This window comes from Nocardioides marinisabuli (assembly GCF_013466785.1).
Classification (GTDB): domain Bacteria; phylum Actinomycetota; class Actinomycetes; order Propionibacteriales; family Nocardioidaceae; genus Nocardioides; species Nocardioides marinisabuli.
Map to the genome: position 1 here is coordinate 438,073 of NZ_CP059163.1, position 24,504 is coordinate 462,576.

General features: G+C 74.3%; 20 protein-coding genes. 3 read left to right on the forward strand and 17 right to left on the reverse strand.

What is annotated here, in order from left to right:
- Window positions 1-9 precede the first annotated feature (9 nt).
- The 10 genes from H0S66_RS02070 to H0S66_RS02110 form a co-directional block, all read right to left on the reverse strand.
- Entirely contained in the window at window positions 10-1,269 is a 1,260-nt protein-coding gene (locus H0S66_RS02070) for a glycosyltransferase (RefSeq protein WP_179613903.1), read from the reverse strand.
- Window positions 1,266-2,474, reverse strand: a complete 1,209-nt coding sequence (locus H0S66_RS02075; protein ID WP_179613904.1) for an O-antigen ligase domain-containing protein — start codon at window positions 2,472-2,474, stop codon at window positions 1,266-1,268. Before H0S66_RS02075 ends, H0S66_RS02070 begins: the two co-directional genes overlap by 4 nt.
- Entirely contained in the window at window positions 2,471-4,063 is a 1,593-nt protein-coding gene (locus H0S66_RS02080) for a Wzz/FepE/Etk N-terminal domain-containing protein (RefSeq protein ID WP_179613905.1), read from the reverse strand. The genes H0S66_RS02075 and H0S66_RS02080 overlap by 4 nt, the downstream gene beginning before the upstream one ends.
- Window positions 4,060-5,682: a Wzz/FepE/Etk N-terminal domain-containing protein gene (locus H0S66_RS02085; RefSeq protein ID WP_179613906.1), complete on the reverse strand. Its 1,623-nt coding sequence runs from the start codon at window positions 5,680-5,682 to the stop codon at window positions 4,060-4,062. Before H0S66_RS02085 ends, H0S66_RS02080 begins: the two co-directional genes overlap by 4 nt.
- Window positions 5,675-6,607 (reverse strand): heparinase II/III family protein, encoded by a 933-nt coding sequence (locus H0S66_RS20000; protein WP_338037230.1) that lies wholly within the window; start codon window positions 6,605-6,607, stop codon window positions 5,675-5,677. Before H0S66_RS20000 ends, H0S66_RS02085 begins: the two co-directional genes overlap by 8 nt.
- A 48-nt stretch (window positions 6,608-6,655) precedes the next feature.
- Window positions 6,656-7,429: a heparinase II/III family protein gene (locus tag H0S66_RS20005; protein ID WP_219633607.1), complete on the reverse strand. Its 774-nt coding sequence runs from the start codon at window positions 7,427-7,429 to the stop codon at window positions 6,656-6,658.
- A gap of 255 nt (window positions 7,430-7,684) precedes the next feature.
- Window positions 7,685-9,820 carry a bi-domain-containing oxidoreductase gene (locus tag H0S66_RS02095; protein ID WP_179613908.1) on the reverse strand — a complete coding sequence of 712 codons (2,136 nt, stop codon included), beginning with the start codon at window positions 9,818-9,820 and terminating at the stop codon, window positions 7,685-7,687.
- A 23-nt stretch (window positions 9,821-9,843) separates the two neighbouring features.
- Window positions 9,844-11,760: an asparagine synthase (glutamine-hydrolyzing) gene (gene asnB, locus H0S66_RS02100; RefSeq protein ID WP_179613909.1), complete on the reverse strand. Its 1,917-nt coding sequence runs from the start codon at window positions 11,758-11,760 to the stop codon at window positions 9,844-9,846.
- 3 nt (window positions 11,761-11,763) lie between these two features.
- The gene (locus H0S66_RS02105) at window positions 11,764-13,020 is read right to left on the reverse strand and encodes a glycosyltransferase family 4 protein (protein WP_179613910.1); all 1,257 of its coding nucleotides are present in this window, start codon (window positions 13,018-13,020) and stop codon (window positions 11,764-11,766) included.
- Complete coding sequence (locus H0S66_RS02110; RefSeq protein ID WP_180923756.1) at window positions 13,017-14,333, reverse strand: nucleotide sugar dehydrogenase; 1,317 nt, start codon at window positions 14,331-14,333, stop codon at window positions 13,017-13,019. The genes H0S66_RS02105 and H0S66_RS02110 overlap by 4 nt, the downstream gene beginning before the upstream one ends.
- Before the next feature lie 397 nt (window positions 14,334-14,730).
- On the opposite strand from H0S66_RS02110, the gene H0S66_RS02115 reads away from it, so the two are divergent.
- Window positions 14,731-15,444 carry an AfsR/SARP family transcriptional regulator gene (locus H0S66_RS02115; RefSeq protein WP_179613912.1) on the forward strand — a complete coding sequence of 238 codons (714 nt, stop codon included), beginning with the start codon at window positions 14,731-14,733 and terminating at the stop codon, window positions 15,442-15,444.
- Window positions 15,445-15,459: 15 nt separating this feature from the next.
- On the opposite strand, the gene H0S66_RS02120 is transcribed toward H0S66_RS02115, so the two are convergent.
- A complete protein-coding gene (locus H0S66_RS02120) occupies window positions 15,460-15,996 on the reverse strand; it encodes a MaoC family dehydratase (protein ID WP_179613913.1) in 537 nt (178 codons plus the stop codon).
- 173 nt (window positions 15,997-16,169) lie between these two features.
- Between H0S66_RS02120 and H0S66_RS02125 the strand changes: the two genes are divergently transcribed.
- Both H0S66_RS02125 and H0S66_RS02130 read left to right on the forward strand, forming a co-directional pair.
- Window positions 16,170-16,676, forward strand: coding sequence for a DUF6174 domain-containing protein (locus tag H0S66_RS02125; RefSeq protein ID WP_179613914.1), 507 nt, complete (start codon window positions 16,170-16,172; stop codon window positions 16,674-16,676).
- A 52-nt stretch (window positions 16,677-16,728) separates the two neighbouring features.
- The gene (locus H0S66_RS02130) at window positions 16,729-17,787 is read left to right on the forward strand and encodes a hypothetical protein (protein ID WP_179613915.1); all 1,059 of its coding nucleotides are present in this window, start codon (window positions 16,729-16,731) and stop codon (window positions 17,785-17,787) included.
- A 25-nt stretch (window positions 17,788-17,812) separates the two neighbouring features.
- Here the strand turns inward: H0S66_RS02130 and H0S66_RS02135 are convergent, their stop codons facing one another.
- From H0S66_RS02135 to H0S66_RS02160, 6 genes are read right to left on the reverse strand one after another with little or no spacing between them, the layout of a single operon-like run.
- Complete coding sequence (locus tag H0S66_RS02135; protein ID WP_179613916.1) at window positions 17,813-19,009, reverse strand: acyl-CoA dehydrogenase family protein; 1,197 nt, start codon at window positions 19,007-19,009, stop codon at window positions 17,813-17,815.
- Window positions 19,010-19,012: 3 nt separating this feature from the next.
- Window positions 19,013-20,386 carry a phospholipase D-like domain-containing protein gene (locus H0S66_RS02140; protein ID WP_179613917.1) on the reverse strand — a complete coding sequence of 458 codons (1,374 nt, stop codon included), beginning with the start codon at window positions 20,384-20,386 and terminating at the stop codon, window positions 19,013-19,015.
- Window positions 20,387-20,401: 15 nt separating this feature from the next.
- Window positions 20,402-21,499: a hypothetical protein gene (locus tag H0S66_RS02145; protein ID WP_179613918.1), complete on the reverse strand. Its 1,098-nt coding sequence runs from the start codon at window positions 21,497-21,499 to the stop codon at window positions 20,402-20,404.
- Complete coding sequence (locus H0S66_RS02150) at window positions 21,496-21,729, reverse strand: DUF6752 domain-containing protein (protein WP_179613919.1); 234 nt, start codon at window positions 21,727-21,729, stop codon at window positions 21,496-21,498. Before H0S66_RS02150 ends, H0S66_RS02145 begins: the two co-directional genes overlap by 4 nt.
- Entirely contained in the window at window positions 21,726-23,300 is a 1,575-nt protein-coding gene (locus tag H0S66_RS02155) for a class I SAM-dependent methyltransferase (protein ID WP_179613920.1), read from the reverse strand. Before H0S66_RS02155 ends, H0S66_RS02150 begins: the two co-directional genes overlap by 4 nt.
- A complete protein-coding gene (locus tag H0S66_RS02160) occupies window positions 23,297-24,424 on the reverse strand; it encodes a hypothetical protein (RefSeq protein ID WP_179613921.1) in 1,128 nt (375 codons plus the stop codon). Before H0S66_RS02160 ends, H0S66_RS02155 begins: the two co-directional genes overlap by 4 nt.
- Between the last annotated feature and the right edge of the window lie 80 nt (window positions 24,425-24,504).

Genomic DNA, 24,504 nt, shown 5'->3' on the forward strand with positions numbered 1-24,504 from the left:
CCTCACGACTCAGCCCTCCGTTGCGGGTGCCGGGCTGACGGCGCGGTCGGTGTGGGGACGAGGAGCATGGGACGTCCTTCCTGCGGGGTGGGCGATGGCGTAGCGGTAGACCGCGAGCAGCTGGTCGAGGTTGCGCTCGGGCGAGAACCGGCGGCGGCTGGTGGCCCGGGCGCGCGCGCCCAGGGCCAGGTGGTGCTCGGGGTCGCGGTCGGCGTGGCCGAGCACCCGCGCGAGGTCGGCGGCGCTGCCGGGCTCGAAGAGGACCCCGTCCCAGCCGTCGCGCACCAGCTCGGGGAAGGAGCCGCGGGCCGGTGCCACCGGCACCGCCCCGTGGGCCATGGCCTCGACCACCACCAGGCCGAAGACCTCCTCCCACGCCGAGGGCACGACGGCCAGCAGCGCGCGGTCGAGCAGCTCGCCGACCGCCGCCGGCTCGAGCGTGCCGACGAACCGGACGTGGCTGCGCCGGGACGCCCACTCGCGCACGAGGTCCTCGAGCGGTCCGCCGCCGGCGATGACCAGCCGCAGCCGCGAGCCGGGGGCGCTGCGCTCGTGCTGCTCCCAGGCAGCCATCGTGAGCCGGACGCCCTTGGCCTCGTCGAGGCGGCCCAGGTGGGCCACGAGGTGCTCGCGCGGGGTGCCCGCGGCCTCCGCGCGGTCGACGAAGTTCGGCTTGACGAAGACCCGCTCCTCGGGCAGCGCCAGGCCCCTCAGGAGCTGGCGCTGCGAGTCGCTGATCAGGAGGTACGCCGACACCAGCTGCTGCCAGATCCGCCGGTTCAGCACCAGCCCGGCCGCCACCGGCACGGTCGCGACGTGGGAGGCGCGGTAGCAGCCGTGCCGCAGCGCCGGCCCGACCCGGCCGTCGGCGCACTCGTGGCACGGCGAGCCGTCGCGGTAGAAGTCGCCGCTGGCGCACAGCAGCTTGTAGTTGTGCACCGTGGCGACCGCCGGCACGTGCGCGTCGTGGCAGGCCAGCAGCACCGAGGCGCTGAGCAGCGGGAAGGTGTTGTGCACGTGCACCACGTCGGGCCGCTCGCGCTCCAGGTACGCGGCCAGGTCGCCGCGCACCGGCCCGTTGCGCACGCTGTGCAGCGGCAGCATCGCCCGGCGCCGCGCCGGCCAGTCGCCGATGTCGTCGCTGTGCCGCTCGTAGGTCTGCACGTCGTGACCGGCGTCCAGGAGCATCCGCACCTCCTGGTCCACGACCCGGTTCTCCCCGCTCGGCGCGACCGAGCGGTAGCGACCGTGCACCACGACGACCTTCACGGCTGCCTCGCCCGCCAGCCGGGCACCAGCAGCGAGGCGGCGACCGTCAGGTCGAGCAGGTAGACCGACGGGGCGCCCAGCCCGGTCTCGGTGATCGAGGCGACGATGCAGTAGACGACCAGGAACAGCGCCACGGCCCGCTCGGGGCCGGGCCGGTGGACCACCGCCAGCATCAGCAGGAGCAGCAGCACCGCGGCCTGCACCCCGACACCGAGCCAGCCCTGGTCGACGTACGTCGCCACCCAGCTGCTGTCGATGGGCAGCCCGTTGAAGGACTGGTCGGAGAGGCCCCAGCCGAAGAGGTCCTCCACCCAGGGCCGCTCGAGGTCGGCGACCGCGCCCCACACGTCGGTGCGCCCGGTCAGCCTGTTGGCCTCGTCGGCCGACTGCCCGCGCAGCAGCCACACGGTGAGCGGCGAGACGAACAGGGCGGCGAGGACCGCGCCGCCACCACCTGCGACCACCAGGGTGCGTCGCACCCGCACGTGGCCCACGACCAGGCTGAGGGAGGCGACCAGCATCGCGACCACCACCCCGATCACGGCGGTGCGGGTGTGCGTCGCGACGAGCGGCAGCAGCGAGAGCAGCACCATCAGCCCGGCCCGCACCCCGGCCACCAGCCGGCACATCCACAGCAGCAGAGAGGTGCCGAGCAGGACGGCGGCGTAGTGCGCCACCTGGGTGGGCGGGATCGGCCACAGCACCCCGGCCAGCCGGTCCTGGAAGGCGAAGGCGAGCCCCGGGGCGACCAGCGCCCCGACGTAGACGGTGCCCATCACCACCGCCAGGCTGAGGCGGTGCATCCGCAGCAGGAGCATGTCGCGGCGCCCGAAGCAGGTGCTGAGCAGCCACAGGACGACCACGAAGAGCACCATCCGGCCGGCGCGGTAGGTCGCGGAGAGCAGGAACTCGGAGTAGAGGCTGGCCGCTGTGGCGCCGATCGCCAGCACCGTGAGCAGCAGCAGGAAGAGCTGCGGGCGCACCACCGCCCCGGGGTTGGCCAGCAGCGCGAGCAGCAGCGCCACCAGCACCGCGCCCTGGGTCAGCGCCGAGCCGACCAGCTGGGGCAGCGGGACGACCGTGGCGGTCTCGGCGTACGTCAGCACGTTGAGGACCAGCGCCCCCCAGGCGAGGCCGACCAGGGCCCGTTCCCGCCGGCCGCCGAGGAGGTCGGGGTCCGGCGTGCGCGTCAGCGCCGTGCTCACCGGCCCCACCGGCCCGGCAGCAGCGTGCGTCCGGAGCGGGAGCCGGTCCCGTCGGCCTCGTCGGCGTCCACCGGTGCCAGCCCCAGGCTGTCGTCGAGCGGGTCGGCGCCCACCAGCACGGCCCCGGCGAGCTCGAGCCCCGCCGCGCGCACCAGCTCGGCCGTGGTGCGCAGGCGCTCGGCGGTCGAACCGCCCGCGCTGACCACGACCACCAGGCGCTCGGCGCGCACGGCCACGTGGTCGAGACCCACCGCGGGGTCGATGTCGACCACCACGAGCACCAGGTCGGCGGCCGACTCGGCCTCCGTCACCGTCGAGGGCGCCAGCTCGGTGCCCGGGACCGGACCCACGGTGCGCAGCGGGACCCCCGAGGGCCGCAGCACCACCGGTCGGGTGCCCGACCCGGTCCACAGCCGCGCGACCGCCCGCCCGACCAGGCCACGCTCGGTCAGGTCGACCACCAGGACCCGCCGCCCCGCCCGGGACCGGTCGACGGCCAGCGCCGCGGCGACGACGGTCGTCTCGGGAGCGTTCTGCACCGATCCGACGGCCCACCGCACCGGCCCGGCGTCGGGGGCCACGTCGGGGGCCACCATGCCGGCCAGGCGGTCGACGACCCGCTCGAGCGCCCGCCGGCGACGCCCGGGGCGGATGCCGCCCCGGGGGACGCGGGCCGGGACCCGGCCCACGCTGCAGCGCACGGTGGTGCCGAGCGCCAGGGCGATCTCGTCGCGTCGCCGCACCCGTTGCGAGAGCAGTGCGCCGAGCAGGACCCAGCCGACCCCCACGGAGCCGCCGACCACGAGCCCCGCGGTCGTGTCGAGGGCCAGGCCGCGGGCCAGCGACCGCCCGTCCAGGGTGGTCGTGGGGTCGAGCACGTGGCTCGCCCCGGCGACCGCTCCCTCGACGATGCGGGTGCGCTCGATCTCCTGCTCCAGCTCGCTGATCTGCGCGTCCACCTGGGCCCGCCGGGTCAGGACCTCGGCGGCCTCGGCCCGGCCGCGCCGCCCGCTGTCGCTGAGCACCTCGTACTGCGAGCTGAGCGTGCGGGCCTCGTTCTGCAGCGCCTCGACCCGGATGCGGTAGCGGTCGGTCCGGGCCTCGGTCTGCACCGCCATGGTCTCGTTGCGGAAGTCGAGGAAGGCCCGCGCGACCGCCTCGGTGCGGCGCTGCGCCTCGGCGGGGTCGGGTCCGTCCACCTCGAGCAGCAGCACCGTGGTCGTCTCGACCGTGGCCGTGACCGCGTCCTGGAGCTCGTCGGGCTCCAGGTCGAGCCCCAGCTCGCCCACGACCCGCTCGGCCACCGTGCGGGTGCGCAGCAGGCTGACGTCGGTGTTCATCGCCATGGTGGGGTCGGCACCGTCGGGGTGCGCCAGCAGCAGCGTCACGCTGGCGGCGCTGCGCGGCGGCAGCGCGAGCGCGATGGCCGCGCCCAGCAGCACCCCGGCGAGGGCGCACCCGGCCCAGGTGCGCCAGCGCCGGCGCAGCGCGCGACGCAGGAAGTGCAGGCTCACCAGCGCCGGGGCCACCTCCTCGAGCTCGGGGTCCTCGGTGGGCTCCGTGTCGCTCGGCCAGGCTGACGTCCTCACAGCGCACCTCCGTCGTGTCCGTTCGAGCGGCCGGCAGCCCCGAGGCGGCTGCGTCCGCGCCGCTCGGCGGGCAGCGTGCCGGTCAGGCGCACCGGCAGCTGCGGCTCGCGCAGCCGGTCGGGCTGGAGCCGGCGCCCCGTCGTCCGGTCGAGGCGGTCGGGGTCCAGCACGACCACGCCCTGCACGTCGACACCGGCCTCGTCGACGGCGACGGCCACCCGGGCCAGGTCGGCGGCGGTCGCCGTCCCGGCGCCGACGGCGACGACCCCGATGCAGCCGTGGGGCAGCCCGGGCCGCTCGGGGCGCGCCCGGTCGAGCACGACCATCAGCACCCGCAGGTCCTCGGGCGAGCCCTCGTGGAGCGGACGGTTGACCCACAGGTGCCCGCGCAGCTCCTGCTCGGGGTGCACGCGGGCGCAGGCCGCCCACAGCCCCGCCGCCGAGCCGTGGCCGTGGTGCGGCACCAGGCGGGTGCGCAGCCCCACGGACGCGGCGTACGTCGCGAGCTGGGGGCCCAGGGCCAACGCGGCGGGGTCGTCGGACAGGGTCACGACCACCACGTCGGCGCTCGGGCAGCCCGGGCCTTTCGGGCCCCCCGGGCCCTCCGTCCCGGCGCCGTGGAGCCGGGTCAGCGTCCCGGCCGGCAGCACCTGGCGCAGGACCTGGCGCAGCGACCACGCGTCGACCGGGCCGGGTACGTAGCGTCCGAGCAGGGTGCGCCAGCCGGCCACGTTGCGGGCGGGGCGCGAGGAGAGGGAGGCCACCACGGTGCTGCCCAGCGCGTCGGCGATCTCGTCGCGGAAGCGCAGGCGGCGGTCGCGCCGTGCCGAGACCAGCAGCGCGAGCATCGCCAGCAGGAGCAGGGCGGCGGCGCCGGCGAGGCCGTGCAGGACCCGCTGCAGCACCAGTCCGGGACGGGTCGCCGGCGAGGCCGCCTCGATCAGCGAGGCGGTGTCGCGGCCCACGTCGGCCGAGGCCGCCTCGGCGACCTGGTCGGCCTGCAGCACCAGCGACGCCTGCTGGGCGGTGAGCTGGGCGAGGGCCGCGGTGAGGGCCTTCTCGGCGACCGAGCCGAAGACCTCGGCGTCGCGGCGCTCGGTGGTGGCGCGGATGTCGCGGTCGACGGTGCGCAGGGTGGCGCGCAGGGTCTGCAGGCGGGTCTCGCGTCCGGAGCGGGCGGCGTCGCGCAGCCGGGCGGCGGCGCTGGAGATGTAGCGCAGCTCGGCCGCGGCGGCGGCGTCGGCCAGCTCGCGCGCCTGCTCGGGGCCGTCGGCGTGCGCGGTGAAGCGGAGCACGTCAGGGGTCGTCGCACTCACCTCGACCGCTTCCTGCACCTCGTGCAGGTCCAGCGGCGGCACGACCCGGCGGCCGGCCTGGCCGAGCACCAGGTCGCTGGTGGCCACGCGCACCTGCGTGCCGGAGTCGCGCTCGGCGGCGCCCACGCCCGACTCCGAGGACGGCGGCAGCAGGACCACGCTGGTGCTCGTCCACTGGGGCGGGCGGTACACCGCCAGCGCGACCCCTGCGACGGCGCCGACCACGACCACCAGGAGGAGCAGCCGGAGGTGACGGCGCAGCGTGGCCCAGACCGCGCCCAGGTCGAGGTTCTGCTCAGACATGCTGCGGCCCTCCCTCGACGTCGAGGAGCAGCAGGGTGCGCAGCTGCACCCGGTGGTGCAGCTCGCCGCGGCCGACCAGCGTGGTGCTGGGCCGGCGACGGCCCAGCCCCTCCGACCACCACCCCAGGGGCGGGTCCTCCTCGCCCCGGTGCCAGGTCCACTCCAGCTCGGGGGGCAGGTGCAGCAGCGCCACGACCTGCTCGTCGAGGCCCGGCCGGGTCCAGCCGAGCCGGGCCAGCGACCCGTGCAGCGCGGCCTCGACCTCGGGACCCAGGTGGTAGGACATCCGGATCGCGTGGGTGCGCGAGGCGGTCAGCTCGTCGAGGACCTGCAGCGCGCCGGAGCGCCGGTCCAGGCGCACGGCGCGGTCGTGGCGCAGGGCCGGGTCGAGCCGGGCGTAGCCGGTGTGGTGCGCCGACCAGACCTGCACGTCGAGGTCGCCGACCTCGACGTGGTCGACCTGGGACCGGGCGTGCTGGGTCCAGAGGAAGGGCCCCCCGGGCGTCGACTGGTCGAGTCCGTCGACCTCGATGGTGTTGTGGGCGGCGGTGGAGCGGAAGTAGCCGCGCCAACCCGGCTCGCCGTGGTAGCAGTAGGTGCCCGGGTCGGCGAGCACGTCGACGCCGTCGTGGCGCACCTCCAGCGACAGCGCGTCCGCGTGCGCGTGGGCGGCCAGCGACCCGAAGCCGTGCGGGCCGCCGTCGACGCGGCACCAGATCTCGGGCCGGACCCCCGCCGGGTGCGCAGCAGGGCGAGCCCGGCGCCCTCGAAGACGTCGGGACGCGTCGCCGGACGCTCCCCCGCACCGGCTGCCGCCGGGCCCAGGAGAGCGGCGACCAGCACCGACACCACGCCGCCGCGACGGCGCGGCCACCAGGGCTGGGGCCCGACGAGCGCCTGGCCGAGCCCGAGCAGCTGCTCCCACGGGTCCTCGGCGGGGTCGGCCAGCAGCAGCGCGCGGCCCTCGTCGCCGTCACCGTGGCGGCGGGCGCCCGCTGCGGTCCAGCAGCGCCGCGGCCGCGTCGAGGCCCGCGGTCACGAGGTCGGCGTCGGGGCCGTCCCCGGGGTGCCCGGCGGCGCGGGCCTCGACCAGCGCCAGCGCTGCCAGCTCGCACACGAAGCGGTGGTAGTCGCCGGCCTGCTCGCGGTTGAGCCCGTCGGCGAAGGTGTTGCTCCGCAGGTCGCGGCGCAGCTGGCGCCCGGCCTCGACCCGCCACCGCTCGCTCTCCTCGAACCACGGGAAGGCGCAGGCGGCGACCAGGCGGCCGCAGCTCTCGGCGACCGCGTGGTTGTTGGCCGAGCTCCCACGGCTGGGGAAGCTGCGCAGGTGCTCCTGGTGCCAGCGCAGCTGGGCCAGGGCGCCGTCGTCGTCCTCGAAGAGGTCGCGCACGCCCGACCACCCGTCGAGCAGCCGACGGGTCCAGGCCCACGAGACGAGCCGTAGCCCGAGCTCGATGCCGCTGGTCCAGTGCACCCCGCGCAGCACCGGGTTGGCCGCCCACCACGAGCGCAGCTGGTGGGCGGCGGCCTCGGCGTACTCGTCCTCGCCGGTGAGCCAGTAGGCGCCGGCGAGCACCGTCACGTGCTGGTGGCGCGAGAGCTCCCAGACCTGCTTGACGTCACCGGTCACCCCGGGGTCGCGGTGGTCGATGCGGAAGGCCAGGACGTCCTGGGGCGCCCGGGTGCCCGAGAAGGGGTCGAGGAACCAGTCGGGGTCGCGCAGGTCGGTGCGCTCGCGGCCCAGCACGCTCCAGCGCCCGGCCAGCAGCCGGTCGGCCGCCGAGGTGAGCGCCGCGACGTCGTGCGGGCACCAGCTCGACCGACGCGTCGGGCACCGGCGAGGCGAAACGGCGCGGCTCCAGCAGCCCGGGCACGGGTGCGCCGGCCCGCTGCGGCAGCGTGTGCACCACCACGGCGCGGCGCGCCTCGTCGCCCACGCGCAGCGCGACCTCGCGGGTCGACATCCGTGTCAGCCGGCGCGCGTACCAGGACAGGGGTGTGCTCATCGTGCCGCCTCCAGCGTCGTCCGGGTGGTGGTCACCAGCGAGGCCGGGTCGATCGGCATCGGGCCGCCGGTGCGCACCGCGGTCACGAAGGCCGCGACCGCGGCGCGGTGCCCCTTGTCGGGGCCGGTGCGGGAGCGGCGCACGTCGCGGCCGCGCTCGCTCCACACCGTGGTGCGCACGAAGTTGTCGAGCAGGGCGCTGCGCCCACCCCCGAGCACGTCGAGGCTCTCCTTGCCGCAGCGCCGGGAGCCGCCGGTCGCGTAGGTGATCGTGCCCAGCGAGCCCCCCGCGAAGCGCAGCAGCACGCTCACGTCCTGGCCGTCGCCCGAGCGCTGCGCGCAGACGTCGACCGGGTCCTCCCCCGTCCAGGCGCTCAGCAGGTCGATGAAGTGCCCGCCCTCGCCCACGAAGCGGGAGCCCTCCGCCCGGTCGAGGTACCAGCTGCTCGCGCCCAGGCGTCCGGCGTTGACCAGGTAGCGCAGCGACACCGGTTCGCCCTCGCCGCCGAAGCGCCGCCTCAGGTCGAGGAAGGAGGGCGCGAAGCGGCGGTTGAAGCCGACCATGAGCCGCTCGTTGCCGGTGCGCGCCATCGTCTCCTCGACGCGGCCCAGCTCCTCCTCGGAGAGCGCCAGCGGCTTCTCCACGTAGACCGCCTTGCCGCTCTCGAGCGCGGCGCAGACCAGGTCGGCGTGGGTGCGGTGCCGGGTCGCGACCAGCACGGCGTCGAGGGTGTCGTCCTCGACGACGGCCTGCGCGTCGGTGCCCGCGGAGGCGAAGCCGAAGGCCCGCTGGGCGTTGATGCTCGACAGCGAGGTCGCGGTGGCCACCCGCACGAGGTCGACGTCCCCGGCGGCCGCCAGGCCCGGCAGCAGCATCGACGAGGCGTGGCTGCCGGCGCCGATGACGCCCAGGCGCACGGCCCCGCTGCGCGGGCGGGCCCCCCGGGTCGCGCGACGGACCGGGCGCACCGGCGCCTCGGCGTACGCCGGGCCCTCGCCGTCGCGCGCGGGGTAGGACAGCAGGTGCCCCACGCCGGTGACCCCGCCCGAGCGCAGCTCGTCGTAGACCGCCGGCGCGTCGGTGACCGGGTGGTTGCTGGAGACGAGCCCGCTGATGTCGAGCGAGCCGTCGGCGAGCAGCGCGAGGAAGCAGGCGATGTTGCGCTCCTCGGTCCAGCGCACGTAGCCGAGCGGGTAGTCGATGCCGTCGATCTCGTAGCGGTCGTCGTAGCGCCCGGGCCCGTAGGAGCGCGAGAAGCGGACGTCGAGCTCCTTCTCGTAGTAGGCGTTCCAGGGCAGGTCGAGGCGGGTCTTGCCGATGTCGACGACGCAGGCGCGGTCGCGCGCCAGCCGGGCCGCCAGCTCGACGGGCCCGTTGCTGGTCCCGCCCGCGGCGAGGAAGACGTGGTCGGCGCCGCCGGGGGCGCCGGCGCGCAGGAGCGTCTCGAGGCCGGCCACCCCGGTGGGGTCGGGCCCGGCGCAGCCGATCGCCCCGCCCTCCTCGGCGGTGCGGCAGCGCTCCTCGAGGGTGTCGACGCCCACCACGCGCACGCCGGCGTTGACCAGGAGCCGCACCAGCAGCTGGCCGACCAGCCCCAGGCCGACCACGCACGCGGTCTCACCGAGCTGCACCTCGGCGCGGCGCAGCGCCTGCATCGCGATCGCGCCCACGGTGGCGAACGCCGCGTGCTCGGCGAGCACCCCGTCGGGCACCCGCACGCACAGGTTGCGCGGCACCCAGTTGACCTCGGCGTGCAGCGCGAACTCGTTGCCGGCCGCGGCGACCAGGTCGCCCACCTCCAGGCCCTGCACGCCCTGGCCGACCTCGACGACCACGCCGCACAGCGAGTAGCCCAGCGGGGTCCAGCTGTCGAGGCGCTGGCGGGTCTTGCGGTAGGTCGCCACCGCCCCGTTGGCCGCCACCGCGTCGAGGACCTGGCGGACCTGGTCGGGGCGGTGGCGGGCCTTGGCCAGCAGCGACATCCGTGCCTCGGAGACCTTCATCAGCTCGGTGCCGGTCGAGATCAGCGAGTACGACGTGCGCACCAGCACGCCGCCGGGCCGGCAGGAGGGCACGGGCGCGTCGAGCACCGCGAGCTCACCGGAGCTGTAGTTCTGGGCCACGTGCCACATGCGCGTCTCCTCGTCGGGTCTTCTCATCGCGCGACACCGACCCCGGCGTCGCGGGCGTTGCGGAACCACAGCTCCAGGCTGAGCAGCTGCCACAGCTGCTGGGAGCGGTCGCGGCGTCCGCTGCGCTGGTCGTGCACCAGCGCGGTCAGGGGCCCGGGGCGCAGGAACCCGGAGCCGACCAGCTCCCCGTGCAGGAGCAGGTCGTCGATCATGGGTCGCAGGTCGTGGGTGGTCCAGGCCCGCAGCGGTGCCCCGAAGGACGCCTTGGGCCGGTCGATGACCTCGTCGGGCAGCCAGGCCCGGGCGATCCGCTTCAGCCCCGCCTTCTGCACCCGTCCGTCGATCTTGGGCACGGCCTGCGGCGCGAAGGCCGCGCGCAGCACCTCGATGTCGACGAACGGCACCCGGACCTCGGTGGAGGCGGCCATCGAGGCGCGGTCGGTGTAGGTCAGGTTCAGCCCCGGCAGGAACATCCGCGTGTCGGCCAGGCACATCCGGTCGAGGTGGTCCTCGAAGGAGGTGTCCTCGTAGGTGGCGCGGTGCTGGTCCACCAGGTCGTCGACGAGCCCGGCCAGGTCGGGGTCGAGCAGGGCCCGCAGCCCCTCCGGGTCGTGCAGGGTGTAGCTGCGGCGGAACGCCTCCTCCTCGGGCAGGCCGGCGAAGGCGACGAAGCGCTGCGCCCACCGCACCGGTCGCACCCCCCGCCCGGCCAGCGCGACCGGCAGCCGCTCGACCGCGGGCCCCAGCACCCGCGAGCGCAGCGGCTCGGGCAGGCGGCGGTAGCGGGCGGCCAGCAGGTTGGCCAGGTGCTTGCGGTAGCCCCCGAAGAGCTCGTCGGCACCGGTGCCCGAGAGCAGCACCTCCACGCCCGCGCCGCGGGCGGCCTCGCACATCAGGAAGGTGTTGAGCGCGGCCGGGTCGCCGACCGGCTCGTCGAGCACGTCGACCATCCGCGGCAGCATCGAGACCACGTCGGGGCCGATCTCGATCTCGTGCAGCCGCACCCCCAGCTGCCGGGCGAGCCGGCGCGCGTACGCCGCGTCGTCGGGCATCGCCTCCATCCGCCGGTCCACCGCGCGGAAGCCGATCGTCCAGGCCTCCACGTCGGGGTCGTGGCGGTGCGCCAGCGCGGTGATGATGCTGGAGTCCAGCCCTCCGCTGAGGAAGGTCGCGACCGGGACGTCGGCGACCAGGTGGGCGCGCACCGAGTCCTCGACGGTGGCGGCCAGGTCGACCGGCGGGCCGGCCGCGGCCGCGGCGGCCTCGTCGGCGATGCTGCAGAAGACCCCGGTGCGCGTGCTGCCGTCGGGGCGGTGCTCCGACCAGGTGCCGGGCTCGAGCTTGCGCACGCCGCGCACCGCGTCGCACTCGGTGGGCAGCCAGTAGTAGAGCGTGGAGGCGACCATGCCGGCCGGGTCGACACCCAGCTCGGGGCCCAGCGCCTCGACGACGGCCTTGAGCTCGGAGGCGAACACGATGCCCGCGCCCCTGCGCAGCACGAAGAGCGGCTTGATCCCGAACGGGTCGCGGGCCAGGGTCAGGCAGCCGGTGCGCTCGTCGTGCAGCGCCAGCGCGAACATCCCGCGCAGCCGGGCCAGGCCGGCGGTGCCCCAGGCCCGCCAGGCCTCGAGGACGACCTCGGTGTCGGAGGCCGTCGCGAAGCGCACCCCGTGCCCCTCGAGCTCGCGGCGCAGCTCGCGGTAGTTGTAGACCTCGCCGTTGTAGACCAGGCGGAGGCCGTCCTTGACCAGCGGCTGGTCGGAGGCCGTGACCGGGTCGATGATGGACAGGCGCCGGTGGCCCAGCACGACCGAGGTCGTGGGGTCGACGAGCTCCACGACCCCCCGCGCGTCGGGCCCGCGGTGCTCGAGCCGGTCGGTCATCGTCGTGACGAGGACCTTGCCGTCGTCCTGCTGGTAGGCGCCCGCGATCCCGCACACCGCTCAGCCCTGCGCTTCCTGCAGGTCCCGGACCCGCCCGGCCAGCTCCTCGACCACGGCGAGGTAGCCCTGCTCCTGGTGCACCCAGGCCAGCTCCTCCTCCACCCGTGCCCGCCCCGTGCGCGACATCTGCTCGCGCTGCTCCGGGTCGTCGAGCAGCTCCAGGAGGGCTCGCGCGTAGTCCTCGGCCCCCGCCCCACGGGGGACGAAGCGGGCCGCGTCGGCCGCCGAGACCCGCGTCTCGGGCAGGTCGAAGGCCAGCACCGGCAGGCCCAGGGCCATGTACTCCATGGTCTTGTTCATCGTCGAGACGTCGTTGAGCGGGTTGCTGGGGTCGGGCGAGAGCCCCACGTCGGCGGTGGAGAGCACCGCGAGCATGTGCTCGTCGCTGACCCGTCCGGGCATCTCGACCGCGCCCTGCAGGCCCAGCCGGTCGCGCTCGGCGACGAGCTCGGCGTGGCAGTCGCCACCGCCCATCACCGCGAAGGCGACGTCGTCGCGCCCCCACCGGTTGACCACGACGTCGGCCGCTGCGACGACCAGGTCGACGCCGTCCTGGGGGCCCATCACCCCCAGGTAGGCCACCAGGTGCCGCCGGCCGCGGCGCAGCGCCGGGTCGGGCTCCACCGCCCGCAGCCGCTCGAGGTCGGGGCCGGTGCGCACCACGCGCACGTGCTCGGGTGCCTTGCCGCCCCGCTCGACCGCCACGGCGGCGTACGACGTGTTGGTCGAGACCACCCGGTCGGCCGTGCGGAAGGTGGCGCGCTCCAGGGCCAGCAGCCCGCGGTGGGCCAGGCGCGAGCCCTCGGGGAAGCGCGACTCGTAGAGCTCGGGGCACAGGTCGTGGTGGTCGAAGAGGAAGCGGGTGCCGTCGCGCAGGCGCAGCAAGCGCGCGAGCGGCCAGAAGATGTCGGGCGGGTTGCAGGCCTGCATGACGTCGAAGCGGCCGCCGCGCCGGGCCCGCAGCACCAGCCAGGCGGTGGCCAGGAAGGACCAGACGTACTCGGTCAGGTAGCCCAGCGCCCCGCCGCCCGGCGCGTAGGGCCGGTAGGCGTGGATGCTCACGCCGTCGACGACCTGGTGCCGCCCGGTGCCGCTGCCGCGCGGGCACACGACGGTGACGTCGTGCCCGGCCCGCCGCAGCGTGCGGCACTCCAGCCACACCCGCCGGTCGAAGGGGACCGGCAGGTTCTGCACCACGACCAGCACCCGGGCCGCCCCGGGCCGGCCGGTGGCGCCGGGGGTGGTGTGCCGCGTCACCACCCGGTCCCCCGGTAGCCCGCCAGCGCCTCGACCTCGGGCCCAGCGCCCCGTGCAGGTCGAGCACGACGGACGGGTCGGCGGCCAGCAGCGCCTCGAGCGCGGGAGCCGCGGCGCTGGAGACCAGGGCGACGTCCGCCCGGCCAGCGCGGCCTCGGGGTCGGCGCCAGCAGCCGGCTCAGGTGCGGCAGGCGGGAGGCGAGGTGGGCGCGGTTCTCCCCCACCAGGTCCTCGGGCACCAGCACGGGGTCGTAGATGCGCACGTCGTAGCCCTTGCCGACCAGCCGTTCGGCCAGGTCGACGCTGGGGCTCTCGCGGACGTCGTCGGTGTCGGCCTTGAAGCTCAGCCCCAGCATCCCCACCCGGCAGCGGCCGGTGGCCACGACGCGGTCGACGACCTCGCGCACCACCAGCTCGTTGCTGGTCAGGGTGGCGAACATCAGCGGCACGTCGACGTCGCTCTCGCGGGCCATGTGGTGCAGGGAGCGCAGGTCCTTGGGCAGGCAGGAGCCGCCGAAGGCGAACCCCGGGCGCAGGTAGGCCGCGGCGATGTTGAGCTTGTGGTCCTCGCAGAAGATCTCCATCACCCGGCGCGCGTCGACGCCGTAGGAGCGGAAGACCCGCGCCACCTCGTTGGCGAAGACGACCTTGGTCGCGTGGAAGGCGTTGCACGCGTACTTCAAAGCCTCGGCCGTGCGCACGTCGACGTGGTGCGCGGGCATGTCGAGGAAGGCGAAGAGCTGCTCGAGCTGCGCACGGGTGCCGGGGTGGTCGGTGCCGACCACGAGGAACGGCGGCTCGTAGAAGTCGGCCACGCCGCAGCCCTCGCGCAGGAACTCCGGGCACATGGCGGTGCCGACCTGCCAGCCGTCGGCGGCCGCGTCGTCGAAGACGGGCGTGACGACCTGGTCGCCCGTGCCGGGCGGCACCGTCGAGCGCACGACCACCGAGAGCAGGCCGCCCTCGGGCGGCGTGGCCTCGCGCAGCGCCTCGCGCACCTCGCCGAGGGCCCGCTCGATGTGGCCGAGATCGGTCTCGCCGTGCGCGCCGGAGGGCGTCCCGACGCAGATGAGGCACACCTCGGCCTGCTCGAGCGCCTCGGCCACCCGGGTGGTGGCCCGCAGCCGGCCCGAGGCCACGCCCGCACCGATCAGCTCGACCAGCCCCGGCTCCACGACGGGGCTGCGCCCGGCCGACAGCTGGGCCACCTTGGAGCCGTCGACGTCGACGCCCACCACCTCGTGGCCGCGTGCGGCCAGTCCAGCGGCCGTGACCGCCCCGACGTACCCCAGCCCGATGACTGCTGCTCTCATGGCCCCTCCAGCACTCGCACGACGGCGTCGGGAGGTCACCACGGCGCCGGGCGACCATCGTGCGACCGCTCCGGAGGCGGCCCGCGGGGCCGACGGGGCAATACCCCGATGTTGGGTACCCCCGCCTGAGGGGGGTCCACAGCGACGGCGTCGGGCCGTCCCCTATCTGGGGGATGCGCCCTTTACACCATCAGGGGAAAGGTGAGGAGTCCTCTGAGTTGAAGATCACACCAAGAGGGGAGACACTCGTGGAGCGGTCATACCGGTGCTGCACTCGGGACCTGCTCACGGGGCGGGTCAGCTGGGGGGAACGCGGATGAGAAGTACGCCACCTGTAGGAATCACCAGGATCCGTCTGCTCGACGACCTCTTCGTCGTCCGGGCCGACGGGACACCGGTGCACCCGTCCGACTGGCGCACGGGCAAGACGATGGACCTGCTGCGCATGCTGGCGCTGCACGTCGAGCGTCCGGTGCGGGTCGAGACCATCATCGAGCGGCTCTGGCCCGACGCCAGCCGGGAGCGCGGGCGCGGCAGCCTGCGCACCGCGGTGAGCGAGGTGCGACGACTCCTGGGCGACAAGGACTCGGTCGTGCGCATCCACGACAGCCTGGTGCTGACCGGGGTCTGGGTCGACGTGGCCGCCTTCGAGCAGATCGCCGCACGGGTGCGGGTGATGCGCGAGCAGGGCCGGCCCAGCGAGGGGGCGATGGCGGCGCTGGATGCCCGCGACCTCTACCGCGACGACCTGCACGCCTACGACGACGACCACAGCTGGGTCCGCAGCGAGCGCGAGCGGCTGCGCCTGGTGCGCCAGGACCTGCTCACCGACGCGGCGGAGTGCGCCGTGGCCATCGGCTGCCACCGCGAGGCGGCGACGCTGGCCAAGGCGGCGCTGCACTTCGAGCCGACCTCCGAGATCGCCGTGCGCACGCTGATGACGGCGCTCTCGGGCCTCGGCGACGTGGCGCACGCGCTGCGGGTCTACGCCGACTTCCGTGCCTGCCTGGTCGACGACCTCGGTGTCGAGCCCTCCCACCAGACCCGCGGGTTGCACCTGCGGCTGCTGCGCGGGGAGAGCCCGCTCGAACCCCACCTCGAGGAGGCGTAGCGGCTCAGCCCGGGCTCATGCCTCGGCGTCGGGCCCCGGCCAGTTCTTGTCCGGCTGGGGCACCGGCCGTCCGGGCTGCTCGCCACCGCGCTGCTCGAGGTAGTTGTCCTTGGGGACCATCACCTTGCGACGGAAGATGCACACGATCTTCCCGTCCTGGTTGTAGCCGATGGTCTCGACGTGGACCACGCCACGGTCGTCCTTGGAGGTGCTCTCCCACTTGTCGAGCACCCGGGTCTCGCCGTAGAGCGTGTCACCGTGGAAGGTCGGGGCGACGTGGCGCAGCGACTCGATCTCGAGGTTGGCGATCGCCTTGCCGGAGATGTCGGGCACCGACATGCCGAGCAGGATCGAGTAGACGTAGTTGCCCACCACGACGTTCTTGGCGAACTGGGTGGTCTCCTCGGCGTAGTTGCTGTCGAGGTGGAGCGGGTGGTGGTTCATGGTGAGCAGGCAGAACATGTGGTCGTCGAACTCGGTGACCGTCTTGCCGGGCCAGTGCTTGTAGGTCGCGCCGACCTCGAACTCCTCGTAGCTGCGACCGAACTGCACGGCTGGCTCCTCCTGATCGGGTGGGGCCGCGGCGGTGGCCGCGGCCGGACGGGCCCATCGTGTCGGACCCGTGCCGGGACGTCAGCCCCCGGCGGGGTGGCCTTCGTCACGGCGGCCGGGTGGCGCAGGATGGGCCCGTGCAACCGCGACCGCCCCGCAGCCGTCCAACGGCCATGACCCCCGCCCGTGCCGCCCGTGCCGCCCTGCCCGTGCTCGCCCTGCTGCTCGCCGGCTGCGGCGACAGCGACCCCGGCCTCGCCGAGGACCCCGCCGCGAGCGGCTCGCCCAGCCAGGAGCCCACCTCGGAGCCCACCGAGGACCCGGACGGCTTCGGGCCCACCGACTACTCCTACACGCTGACCCTGACCTGCTACTGCCCCGACGCCGGGGTGCCGATCCGGGTCACGGTGGCCGACGACGAGGTCGTCTCGGCGGTGTACGCACGCAGCGGCGGGCGGGGTGGGGCCCAGGCCGGCGAGGACGTCCCGCTGGCCAGGGTCCTGACCATCGACGAGGTCATCGAGGCCGCCGACGACCCCGACGCCCACCGCGTGGAGGTGGACTGGCCCGAGGACCAGGACTACCCGTCCTCGGTCGCGATCGACCGCTCGGAGCAGGTGGTCGACGAGGAGATCGGCTACCGCCTGCGCGACGTCGAGGTGGCCGACCCCTCCAGCTGAGCCGTCGTGCGAGGATGTCGCCGGCGGAGCGAGGTCGAGGGAGAGGCGCACGATGGCGGAGCGGGTGCTGCTGCACGTCGGACTGATGAAGTCGGGCACGACCTTCATCCAGGGACGGCTCAACGTCAACCGGGAGCGCCTGGCCGAGCAGGGGGTGCTGTTCCCGGGCCCCACCTGGGCCCGGCACGCCCGCGCGGTCTCCGACCTGATCGGCTCCAAGCACGCCGAGGACGGCGCCTGGGCCTCGCTGGCCGAGGAGCTGCGGGCCCACCCCGGCACCGCGATCGTGTCGATGGAGTACCTCGGACCGATCTCGGCCGAGCGCATCCGCCAGGTCCGCGACGACCTCGCCGGCTCCCCCGTCGACGTGGTCGTCACGGTGCGCGACCTGGGCCGCAGCGTGCCGGCCATGTGGCAGGAGACCCTCAAGAACCGTCAGTCCTGGGGGTGGAGCGAGTACCTCGCGGCCCTGCAGGACGGCGGCGACGCCGGACGCCGCTTCTGGCGCCAGCAGGCGGCCGACCGGGTCGTGGGCCGCTGGGCCGAGGTGCTGGGCCCCGAGCACGTCACGGTCGTGACGGTGCCGCCGCCCGGCGCACCCGGCGAGCTGCTGTGGGAGCGCTTCTGCGAGGTCGCGGGCATCACCGGCTCGCAGTGGGACGAGGCGCCGCGCGCCAACGAGTCCCTGGGCGTGGCCTCCGCGCTGCTGATGGGCCGCATCAACGAGCACGTCGGCGACCTGGCGCTGCCGGAGTACAACAAGAAGATCAAGGCGCTGGGCAAGCACGTCCTGGTGCACCGCCGGCGCGACGAGGAGCCGATCGGCTTCGCGGTGCCGCGCTGGCTGCGCAAGCGCTCGCAGGCCATGGTGGCGGCCATCGAGGACAGCGGCGTGCGCGTCGTGGGCGACCTCGGCGAGCTCGAGCCGCTCGACGTGCCCGGGGCCGACCCGGCCGCGGTGGGCGTCGAGGACCAGCTCGACGCCGCCGTGGCCGCGCTGGTGCACGTGCTGCGCGACGGCGGCGTCAAGCGTCCCGGCCAGGGCAAGGGCGGCAACAAGGGCGGCAAGAAGAACCGGCGCCGCGGCCAGGGCCGCGACGCCGGTTCCTGAGCCCCAGCGGGCTCGACGACCGGGCTCAGGTGAGCTTGTAGTCCTTGAGCAGGCTGCGGCCGATGATCATCTTCTGGATCTCGGCGGTGCCCTCACCGATGAGCAGGAACGCGGCCTCGCGGTAGAGGCGCTCGATCTCGTACTCCTTGGAGTAGCCGTAGCCGCCGTGGATGCGGAAGGAGGCCTCGACGACCTCGTTGCAGTACTCCGCGGCCAGGTACTTGGCCATGCCGGCCTCGACGTCGTTGCGCTGGCCCTTGTCCTTGAGCCGGGCGGCCTTGACCATCATCGCGTGGGCGGCCTCGACCTTGACGGCCATCTCGGCGAGCTTGAACTGGATGGCCTGGTGCTGGGCGATCGGCTTGCCGAAGGTCTCGCGCTGCTGGGCGTAGGCGATGGCCAGCTCGAAGGCCCGGTTGGACACGCCGCAGGCGCGGGCCGCGACGTTGACGCGGCCGACCTCGACGCCGTCCATCATCTGGTAGAAGCCCTTGCCCGACTCCCCGCCGAGCACCTGGTCGGCCGAGATCCGGTGGCCCTCGAGGACCAGCTCGGTCGTGTCGACGCCCTTGTAGCCCATCTTGTCGATCTTGCCGGGCACGGTGACGCCCTGGGCGGTCTCGCCGAAGCCCGGCTCCTTCTCGACCAGGAACGTCGTCATGCTCTTGTAGACGCTGTCGGAGCCCTCGTCGGTCTTGACCAGCACCGCGACGAGGTTGGAGGAGCCACCGTTGGTCAGCCACATCTTCTGGCCGTCGATCGTGTAGCCGCCGTCGTCGTTCCTGGTCGCCTTGGTCTTGATCGCCGAGACGTCGGAGCCCAGGCCGGGCTCGGACATCGAGAACGAGCCGCGGACCTCGCCGGTGGCCATCCGGGGCAGGTACTTCTGCTTCTGCTCCTCGGTGCCGTGCTGCATCAGCATGTAGGCGACGATGAAGTGGGTGTTGATGACGCCGGAGACGCTCATCCAGCCACGGGCGATCTCCTCCACGCACAACGCGTAGGTCAGCAGCGACTCGCCCAGGCCGCCGTACTCCTCGGGGATCATCAGCCCGAAGACACCGAGCTCCTTGAGCCCCTCGACGATCTCGGTGGGGTACTCGTCGGCGTGCTCGAGCTCGGTGGCCACCGGCAGGATCGCCTTCTCGACGAATCCGCGCACGGCCTTGAGGATCTCCTGCTGGTCCTCGCCGAGGCCCTCGGTCTCACACAGTCGCGCCATGGGTCACTGGTCCTTCCACTCGGGACTGTCGGTCCCGAGCCCGTCGTCGTAGATGCGCTGCTCGGAGGTGGCCGCACCGTCGAGGCCGCGCCCGCTGACGCTCTTCTGGTAAGGCACCGCCCGGGTGCGGTTCTTCCACATCCAGTCGAAGTGGGCGAGGTACTGCTTGGTGGCCTTGGTCTGGTCGAACATGCGGAACAGCAGCTCGTCGCCCCGCAGGCCGCTGTCCTGGTAGTTGCTCGACCCGGTGACCACGACCCGCTTGGAGGTGTCGTTGCCGTAGTTGCCCGAGATGACCAGCAGCTTCATGTGGCTGTAGAGGTCGATCTCGCCGTCGGCGTTGGTGTCCATGCCGCTGCTGCGCACGGGCACGTAGCCGCGCGGGGTCCGCACCCCGAGCTCCTTGCGGACCCGGGCGCCGGCGTAGCCGTACTGCAGCCGCACGTCGCAGCCCAGCGCGTAGAGCTTGCGCAGCCGCCGGGCCAGGTAGGTGCCGCGGTCGCCGTCCCAGGCGTGCATGTTGACGCGGATGCGCGTGCGCCCCTGGTTGCCGGTGCCGCCGGTCGCGCCCTTGCACCGCACCGGGTCGAGGATCGTGTCGATCGGGTCGTTGTCGGGCCCGTTGCCGTGGAAGGGCGTGGCGTGCAGCTGGAAGTTCTTGCCGATGTTCTGCACCCAGTAGCTGGGCCGGGCGACCTTGTCGCGGGCCATCTGCTCGTGCAGGGCGTCGAAGGCCTGGTAGACCTTCGGGACGTTGTTGCGGGTCCACAGGTCGTTGAACTGGTTCTTCGCGCCGTTCATCTTCATGTTGACCGAGCCGGTCATCACGACGTTCTTGGCGATCCCGGTGTGGGAGAACAGGAAGTACTTGTCGTGGTTGTTCTCGCCGGAGGAGCGGCACCCGTTGGTGCACTGGTAGATGTAGCTGCGCTTGGCGCGGTTCGCGCCGATCACGCTGCGCAGCTTCTTCTGCGCGCCCGGCACCTCGTGGTTGTTCATCAGGACCTGCACGTCGACGCCGCGACGGTGGGCCTGGATCAGCGCGTCGGCCACCGGGTAGCGGTCGAAGGAGAAGAGCGAGATCCGGATCATCGAGCCCTTCTTGGCGTGCCGGATCGCTCCCAGCACCTGGGCCTCGAGGCGGAACTGGGTGCCCGGCTCGGAGCGCGGCACGTTGAACTTGGCGCCGGCGACCGGCTTCCAGCCGGTCTTCTTCTCGGCCGCCGCCAGGGCGCGCGTGGACGTCTCGGCCGAGGCGCTCACCGCGGGCGCGGCGGCGCTGTGACCGGCCGTGGCGGCGTACGACGACCCCAGGCCGCTCAGGACGACAACGGTCGCGGTGGCCAGCGCGGTCGCCAGTCTCCTGTCGCGTGTCACGTGCTTCCCCTCTCGCTACCCCGTGCGGGGCCCGCGACCGCGAACGCTAACACGCAGCCATGACAGTCTCGGTGGTCGTGACCGGGCCCGGGACAGGGCGTCGCGCTCGCGCGTGAGCGATCTCACGTCCCCGGTGAGCCGGGCCATCGCCTCGGTGGCGCAGCCCAGCAGCTCGGCGTCGGAGACCTCGTCGGGGTGCCGGCGCCCGGCGAGGTCGCCGGGCTCGAGCAGCGCGGGGTCCCCGACCACGTCGAAGCCCTCCTCGCCGAGCATCCGCACCGACCGCTCCCCACGCGCCACCAGGTCGGCGAGCGTGGCCTCGGAGGGCCGGAACTTCTCCCGCGAGGACGGCAGCACCCCGCCCTCGCCGAGGTAGCCGCGGATCCAGGTGCCCCGGTCGACGGCGGAGCGGAAGTCCCCGAGGTGGGCGTTGACCCGCCGCAGCAGCTCGACCTCGACCAGGCCCAGCGAGGCGTTCGCGGCCGACTCCGGCACCTCGAGCCCCTCGTCGTCGAGCCCGAGCACCCCCAGGAAGCGGCGCAGCAGCTCGCCGGGCTCCGAGCGGCCCGGGGCCATCGGCAGCACGTGCACGTGCTCGTGGGGCAGCACGGCACCCCACCGCTCCAGCACGATGCCGAGGTCGAAGCTGGGCCAGCCCCACTCCCCCGTGTCGGCGCGGGGACCGTCGGGCGGGTAGGCGTCGATCCGGCCGCGGGCCCCGTTCTTGACCCACTCCTGCCAGCGCGAGATGAACAGGTCGGGCATCGAGCGAGCGGTCACCAGCACGTGCACCTCGGCGGGCGCCAGGTCGGCGACCACGCGGCGCACCTGCTCGACCGAGGCGGCGGCGAAGAACTCGTGGGTCACCAGCACGTCACCCGACCACGACCGCGCCTCCTCGACCAGGTCCTGCCACGGGTGCGCGGTGTCGCCGGGGCGGCGCGCCAGGCCCGGGTCCTCGCGCACGTCGAGCGAGGCCAGCAGGTGGCGGCGCCGCGCGCCGGGCAGCAGGAGCCCCCGCCGGCGCAGGCGCTCCTTGTTGGCCCACAGGGCGTCCTGGAGGTAGGTGGTGCCGGTCTTGGGCAGCCCGACGTGCAGGAACACCCTGCTCATCGCGAGGAGGGCCCCGCGGGGTCGCTGACGCCGGCGCGGTAGCGCTCGAGGATCTCCACGACCCGGGGGTCGTCGCTGCCGGCCAGGGGCACCAGGAGCTCGGCGACCAGGTCGGTGAGCTCGGCGACCCGCAGGTTCAGCGAGCGGCACTCCTGGACCTCGGCCTCGAGCTCGGCGACCCGGCGGGCGAGGCCGGCCTGGTCGCGGTACTGACGGAGGACGTTCTTCACTGAGGCCACTGGACCACCAATCTGCAGAGGTACGGGGTCGCACCGGGGTCGGTCGAGCCGGGGCGCTCCCCGGCCAGGTCGTGCCGGGCCACGACGGTGCCGCCCGAGGCCTCGACCTGGGCGACGAGCGCGTCCACGTCGATCGGGTGCACGCCCACCGGGTTGCCACCGGGGGCCGGCGCGCTGAGCACCTGGAGGTAGAGCCGGCCCTGGCCGCCCAGCACCATCCGCGCCAGGCGCAGCAGGTTGGCGCGCCCGTCGGCGTTGGTCGCGTCGGCGACGTGGCGGGCCAGCACCACCTTGGGCCCGGGCTCGCGCGAGAGCAGGGCACCGGTGACCAGGGTCGAGCGGACCTCGGTCAGGTTCGCCCAGCGGAAGGTCGCCGGCAGCTCGCGACGGGCCAGCTTGCGCTGCTTGCGCGCGAACGCGCGGCGGCAGTAGTCGAGCCCGACGGCGTTGACGCCGTGCCGGGCCAGGAAGGCCACGTCGGCGCCGGTGCCGCACCCGACGTCGACGGCGCTCACCGCGCGACGCTCGCGGCGACGCACCCAGCGCACGAAGTCGCTGGGCCGGTCCTGGCCCGAGCCGCGCTGGCGCGCGTAGTAGGGGTCCCAGACCTCCTCGCGCTGCACGCGGGTGCCGCGGAACCAGCCGTTGAGCCGGCGCCGGGTGCCGGCCGGGGTCTCGAACTGGTAGGCCGGGTCGGGCACCCGCCACGACTCGCCGTACATCGCGACCAGGAGGTGCTCGGGCTGCGCCGGCACCGGCAGCTCACGGCCCTCGAGGCTGGCGGTGCCCAGCGGCCAGATCCACTCGCGCTCGAAGGGGTGGCCCACCTCGCCCATCAGGTAGAGCACGCCGTCGCGCAGGAAGCCGCCGAAGACGTCGAGGCCCCGACGGGTGCCGTCGGACTCCTGCACGAAGATCTTGAACGCCAGGCCCGAGTAGCGGGTCACCGGGTAGCCCATCTCGACGAGCGCGCGCTGGAGCCGGAAGGACTCGCGGACCACGTCGGCGGGGTGCTCGTGGGCGCTGACGTAGCCGAGGTCGGCGTCGGAGTCGTGACCGATGAAGCCGCCCTGGCGCACCGCGCCCAGCAGGGTGCCGTAGGCGATGAAGGCCTCGACGCCGCCGCTGCGCAGGGCCGCGAGGACGTCCTCGATGGAGTCGAGCAGCGGGTCGAGGTGCTCGGCGGAGCGGTCGGCGAAGAGCCGCATCAGGCGCATGCTCTTGTCGAGGCCCAGCGGGTTGCCCTGGGCGTCGGCGACCACGATGCGCTGCTGGGTGTCCTCGGGCTCCCCCAGCACGACCTCGGCCGCGTGCAGCTCGGTGGAGCTGGCGTGGTCGACGAGCGCCACCCGGGCGCGACCGACCAGGTGGCTGCGCAGCGGCGCGGGCCAGGCCCAGAAGCGCTGGCCGTCGCGCTCGACGGTGTCGCGCTCGAGCCAGAACGAGCCGACGCGCTGCTCGTCGAGGACGAGGTCGACGGGACGGTCCTGCGAGCCGCGGGGCAGGCGCACGTGCACGCCCTCGTCGTCGACGTGGGCCTCGAGTCCGGGCGCGGCGCTCACCGGCCCTCCTCGCTGGCGCGGCGCAGGTGGGCGACCGCGTCGCGCACCAGCTCGTCGATGTCCTCGGGGTCACCCGGGTCGCCGGGGTCGGTGCGCGCTCCGCTCGCGCCACCGCCCAGCCCCACGGCGTGCTCGTGCACGACCCGGGCGCAGCGCAGCACCTGGTCGGCCGGCGGCGGCGGTGCCTGCTCGGGGTAGGCGGAGAGGTCGTCGGGCACGGGCAGGTCGTCGAGGTCACCGACCAGCGAGACCCGGCCCGAGGTCGCCAGGGCGCGCAGCTCCTCGTTGCGGGAGCGCGCCCACGCGGCTGCCCGCGCGTCCAGCCGCGGGCGGTCCTGCTCGTCGCGCAGCGGGGCCAGCACCCCGCGGGCCAGCGGGCGCACCAGGCGGCGGTAGCTGCGCGGCGCCAGGTCGTCGAGGTGGGGGTTCGCCCGGCGCAGCCAGTCGCACGAGGCGTAGCCCAGGGACTCGTTGTCCTTGACCTCACCGAGGTCGGCGACGTCGGGGCGGACCCCGGCGGCGCGGGCGAAGCGGCGCCAGAGCTCGTCACGCGGGGCCGAGGACGGCGGCACGGTGACCACGTCGATGCCCTGGACGGCCGGCACCGACCAGCGCTCGACGATGGTCGCGACGTCCTGGGCACGGTGGAAGGTGCGGTGCGCACGTGAGGGGCCGCGCCGCCCGGGGGCCTTCTCGATGGCGCGCAGGTAGGTCGACCAGTCGTCGGTGCCGAGGTTGCGCGTGTAGGTCTGCCACTGGGCCGGCACCACCCGGAACTGGTCGCGCACCGTGAGCAGCACGCGCACGTCGAGCCCCTCCAGCGGCGCGAGGAAGGCCTCGACGTGGCGGGGGGCGGCGAAGCTGAGGAACTCCATCGAGACGATGCCGGTGTGCCCGTCCATCTCGTGGGCGGCCCGCGCGATCCGCTCCCAGCGGCGCCGGTTGCGGCGATCGTCCTTGGGCAGCCGCAGCACGTCGCGCACGGCCTTGGTCTGGCGGGCGAAGCCACCGAGGAACTCGACCCCGGTGCCGGCGATCTCGTCCTTGTTGCCGCCCAGCACCGACTGGACGTAGCTGGTGCCCGTCTTCATGGCACCGATGTGCAGCACGACGCGGCGACCCATCACTCTCCCTGCTCCTCGTGCTGCTCCTCGCGGCTCCCACCGGCCGCGGCCGCACACACGCTACGCCACCTCGAGCGTCC

Excerpts from the sequence above, each read along its gene's own strand:
- H0S66_RS02095 (WP_179613908.1), bottom strand. The coding sequence starts at position 9,820 with ATGTGGCACGTGGCCCAGAACTACAGCTCCGGTGAGCTCGCGGTGCTC.
- H0S66_RS02110 (WP_180923756.1), bottom strand. The coding sequence starts at position 14,333 with ATGAGAGCAGCAGTCATCGGGCTGGGGTACGTCGGGGCGGTCACGGCC.
- H0S66_RS02135 (WP_179613916.1), bottom strand. The coding sequence starts at position 19,009 with ATGGCGCGACTGTGTGAGACCGAGGGCCTCGGCGAGGACCAGCAGGAG.
- H0S66_RS02145 (WP_179613918.1), bottom strand. The coding sequence starts at position 21,499 with ATGAGCAGGGTGTTCCTGCACGTCGGGCTGCCCAAGACCGGCACCACC.
- H0S66_RS02085 (WP_179613906.1), bottom strand. The coding sequence starts at position 5,682 with ATGTCTGAGCAGAACCTCGACCTGGGCGCGGTCTGGGCCACGCTGCGC.
- H0S66_RS02125 (WP_179613914.1), top strand. The coding sequence starts at position 16,170 with ATGACCCCCGCCCGTGCCGCCCGTGCCGCCCTGCCCGTGCTCGCCCTG.
- H0S66_RS02130 (WP_179613915.1), top strand. The coding sequence starts at position 16,729 with ATGGCGGAGCGGGTGCTGCTGCACGTCGGACTGATGAAGTCGGGCACG.
- H0S66_RS02160 (WP_179613921.1), bottom strand. The coding sequence starts at position 24,424 with ATGGGTCGCCGCGTCGTGCTGCACATCGGTGCCATGAAGACGGGCACC.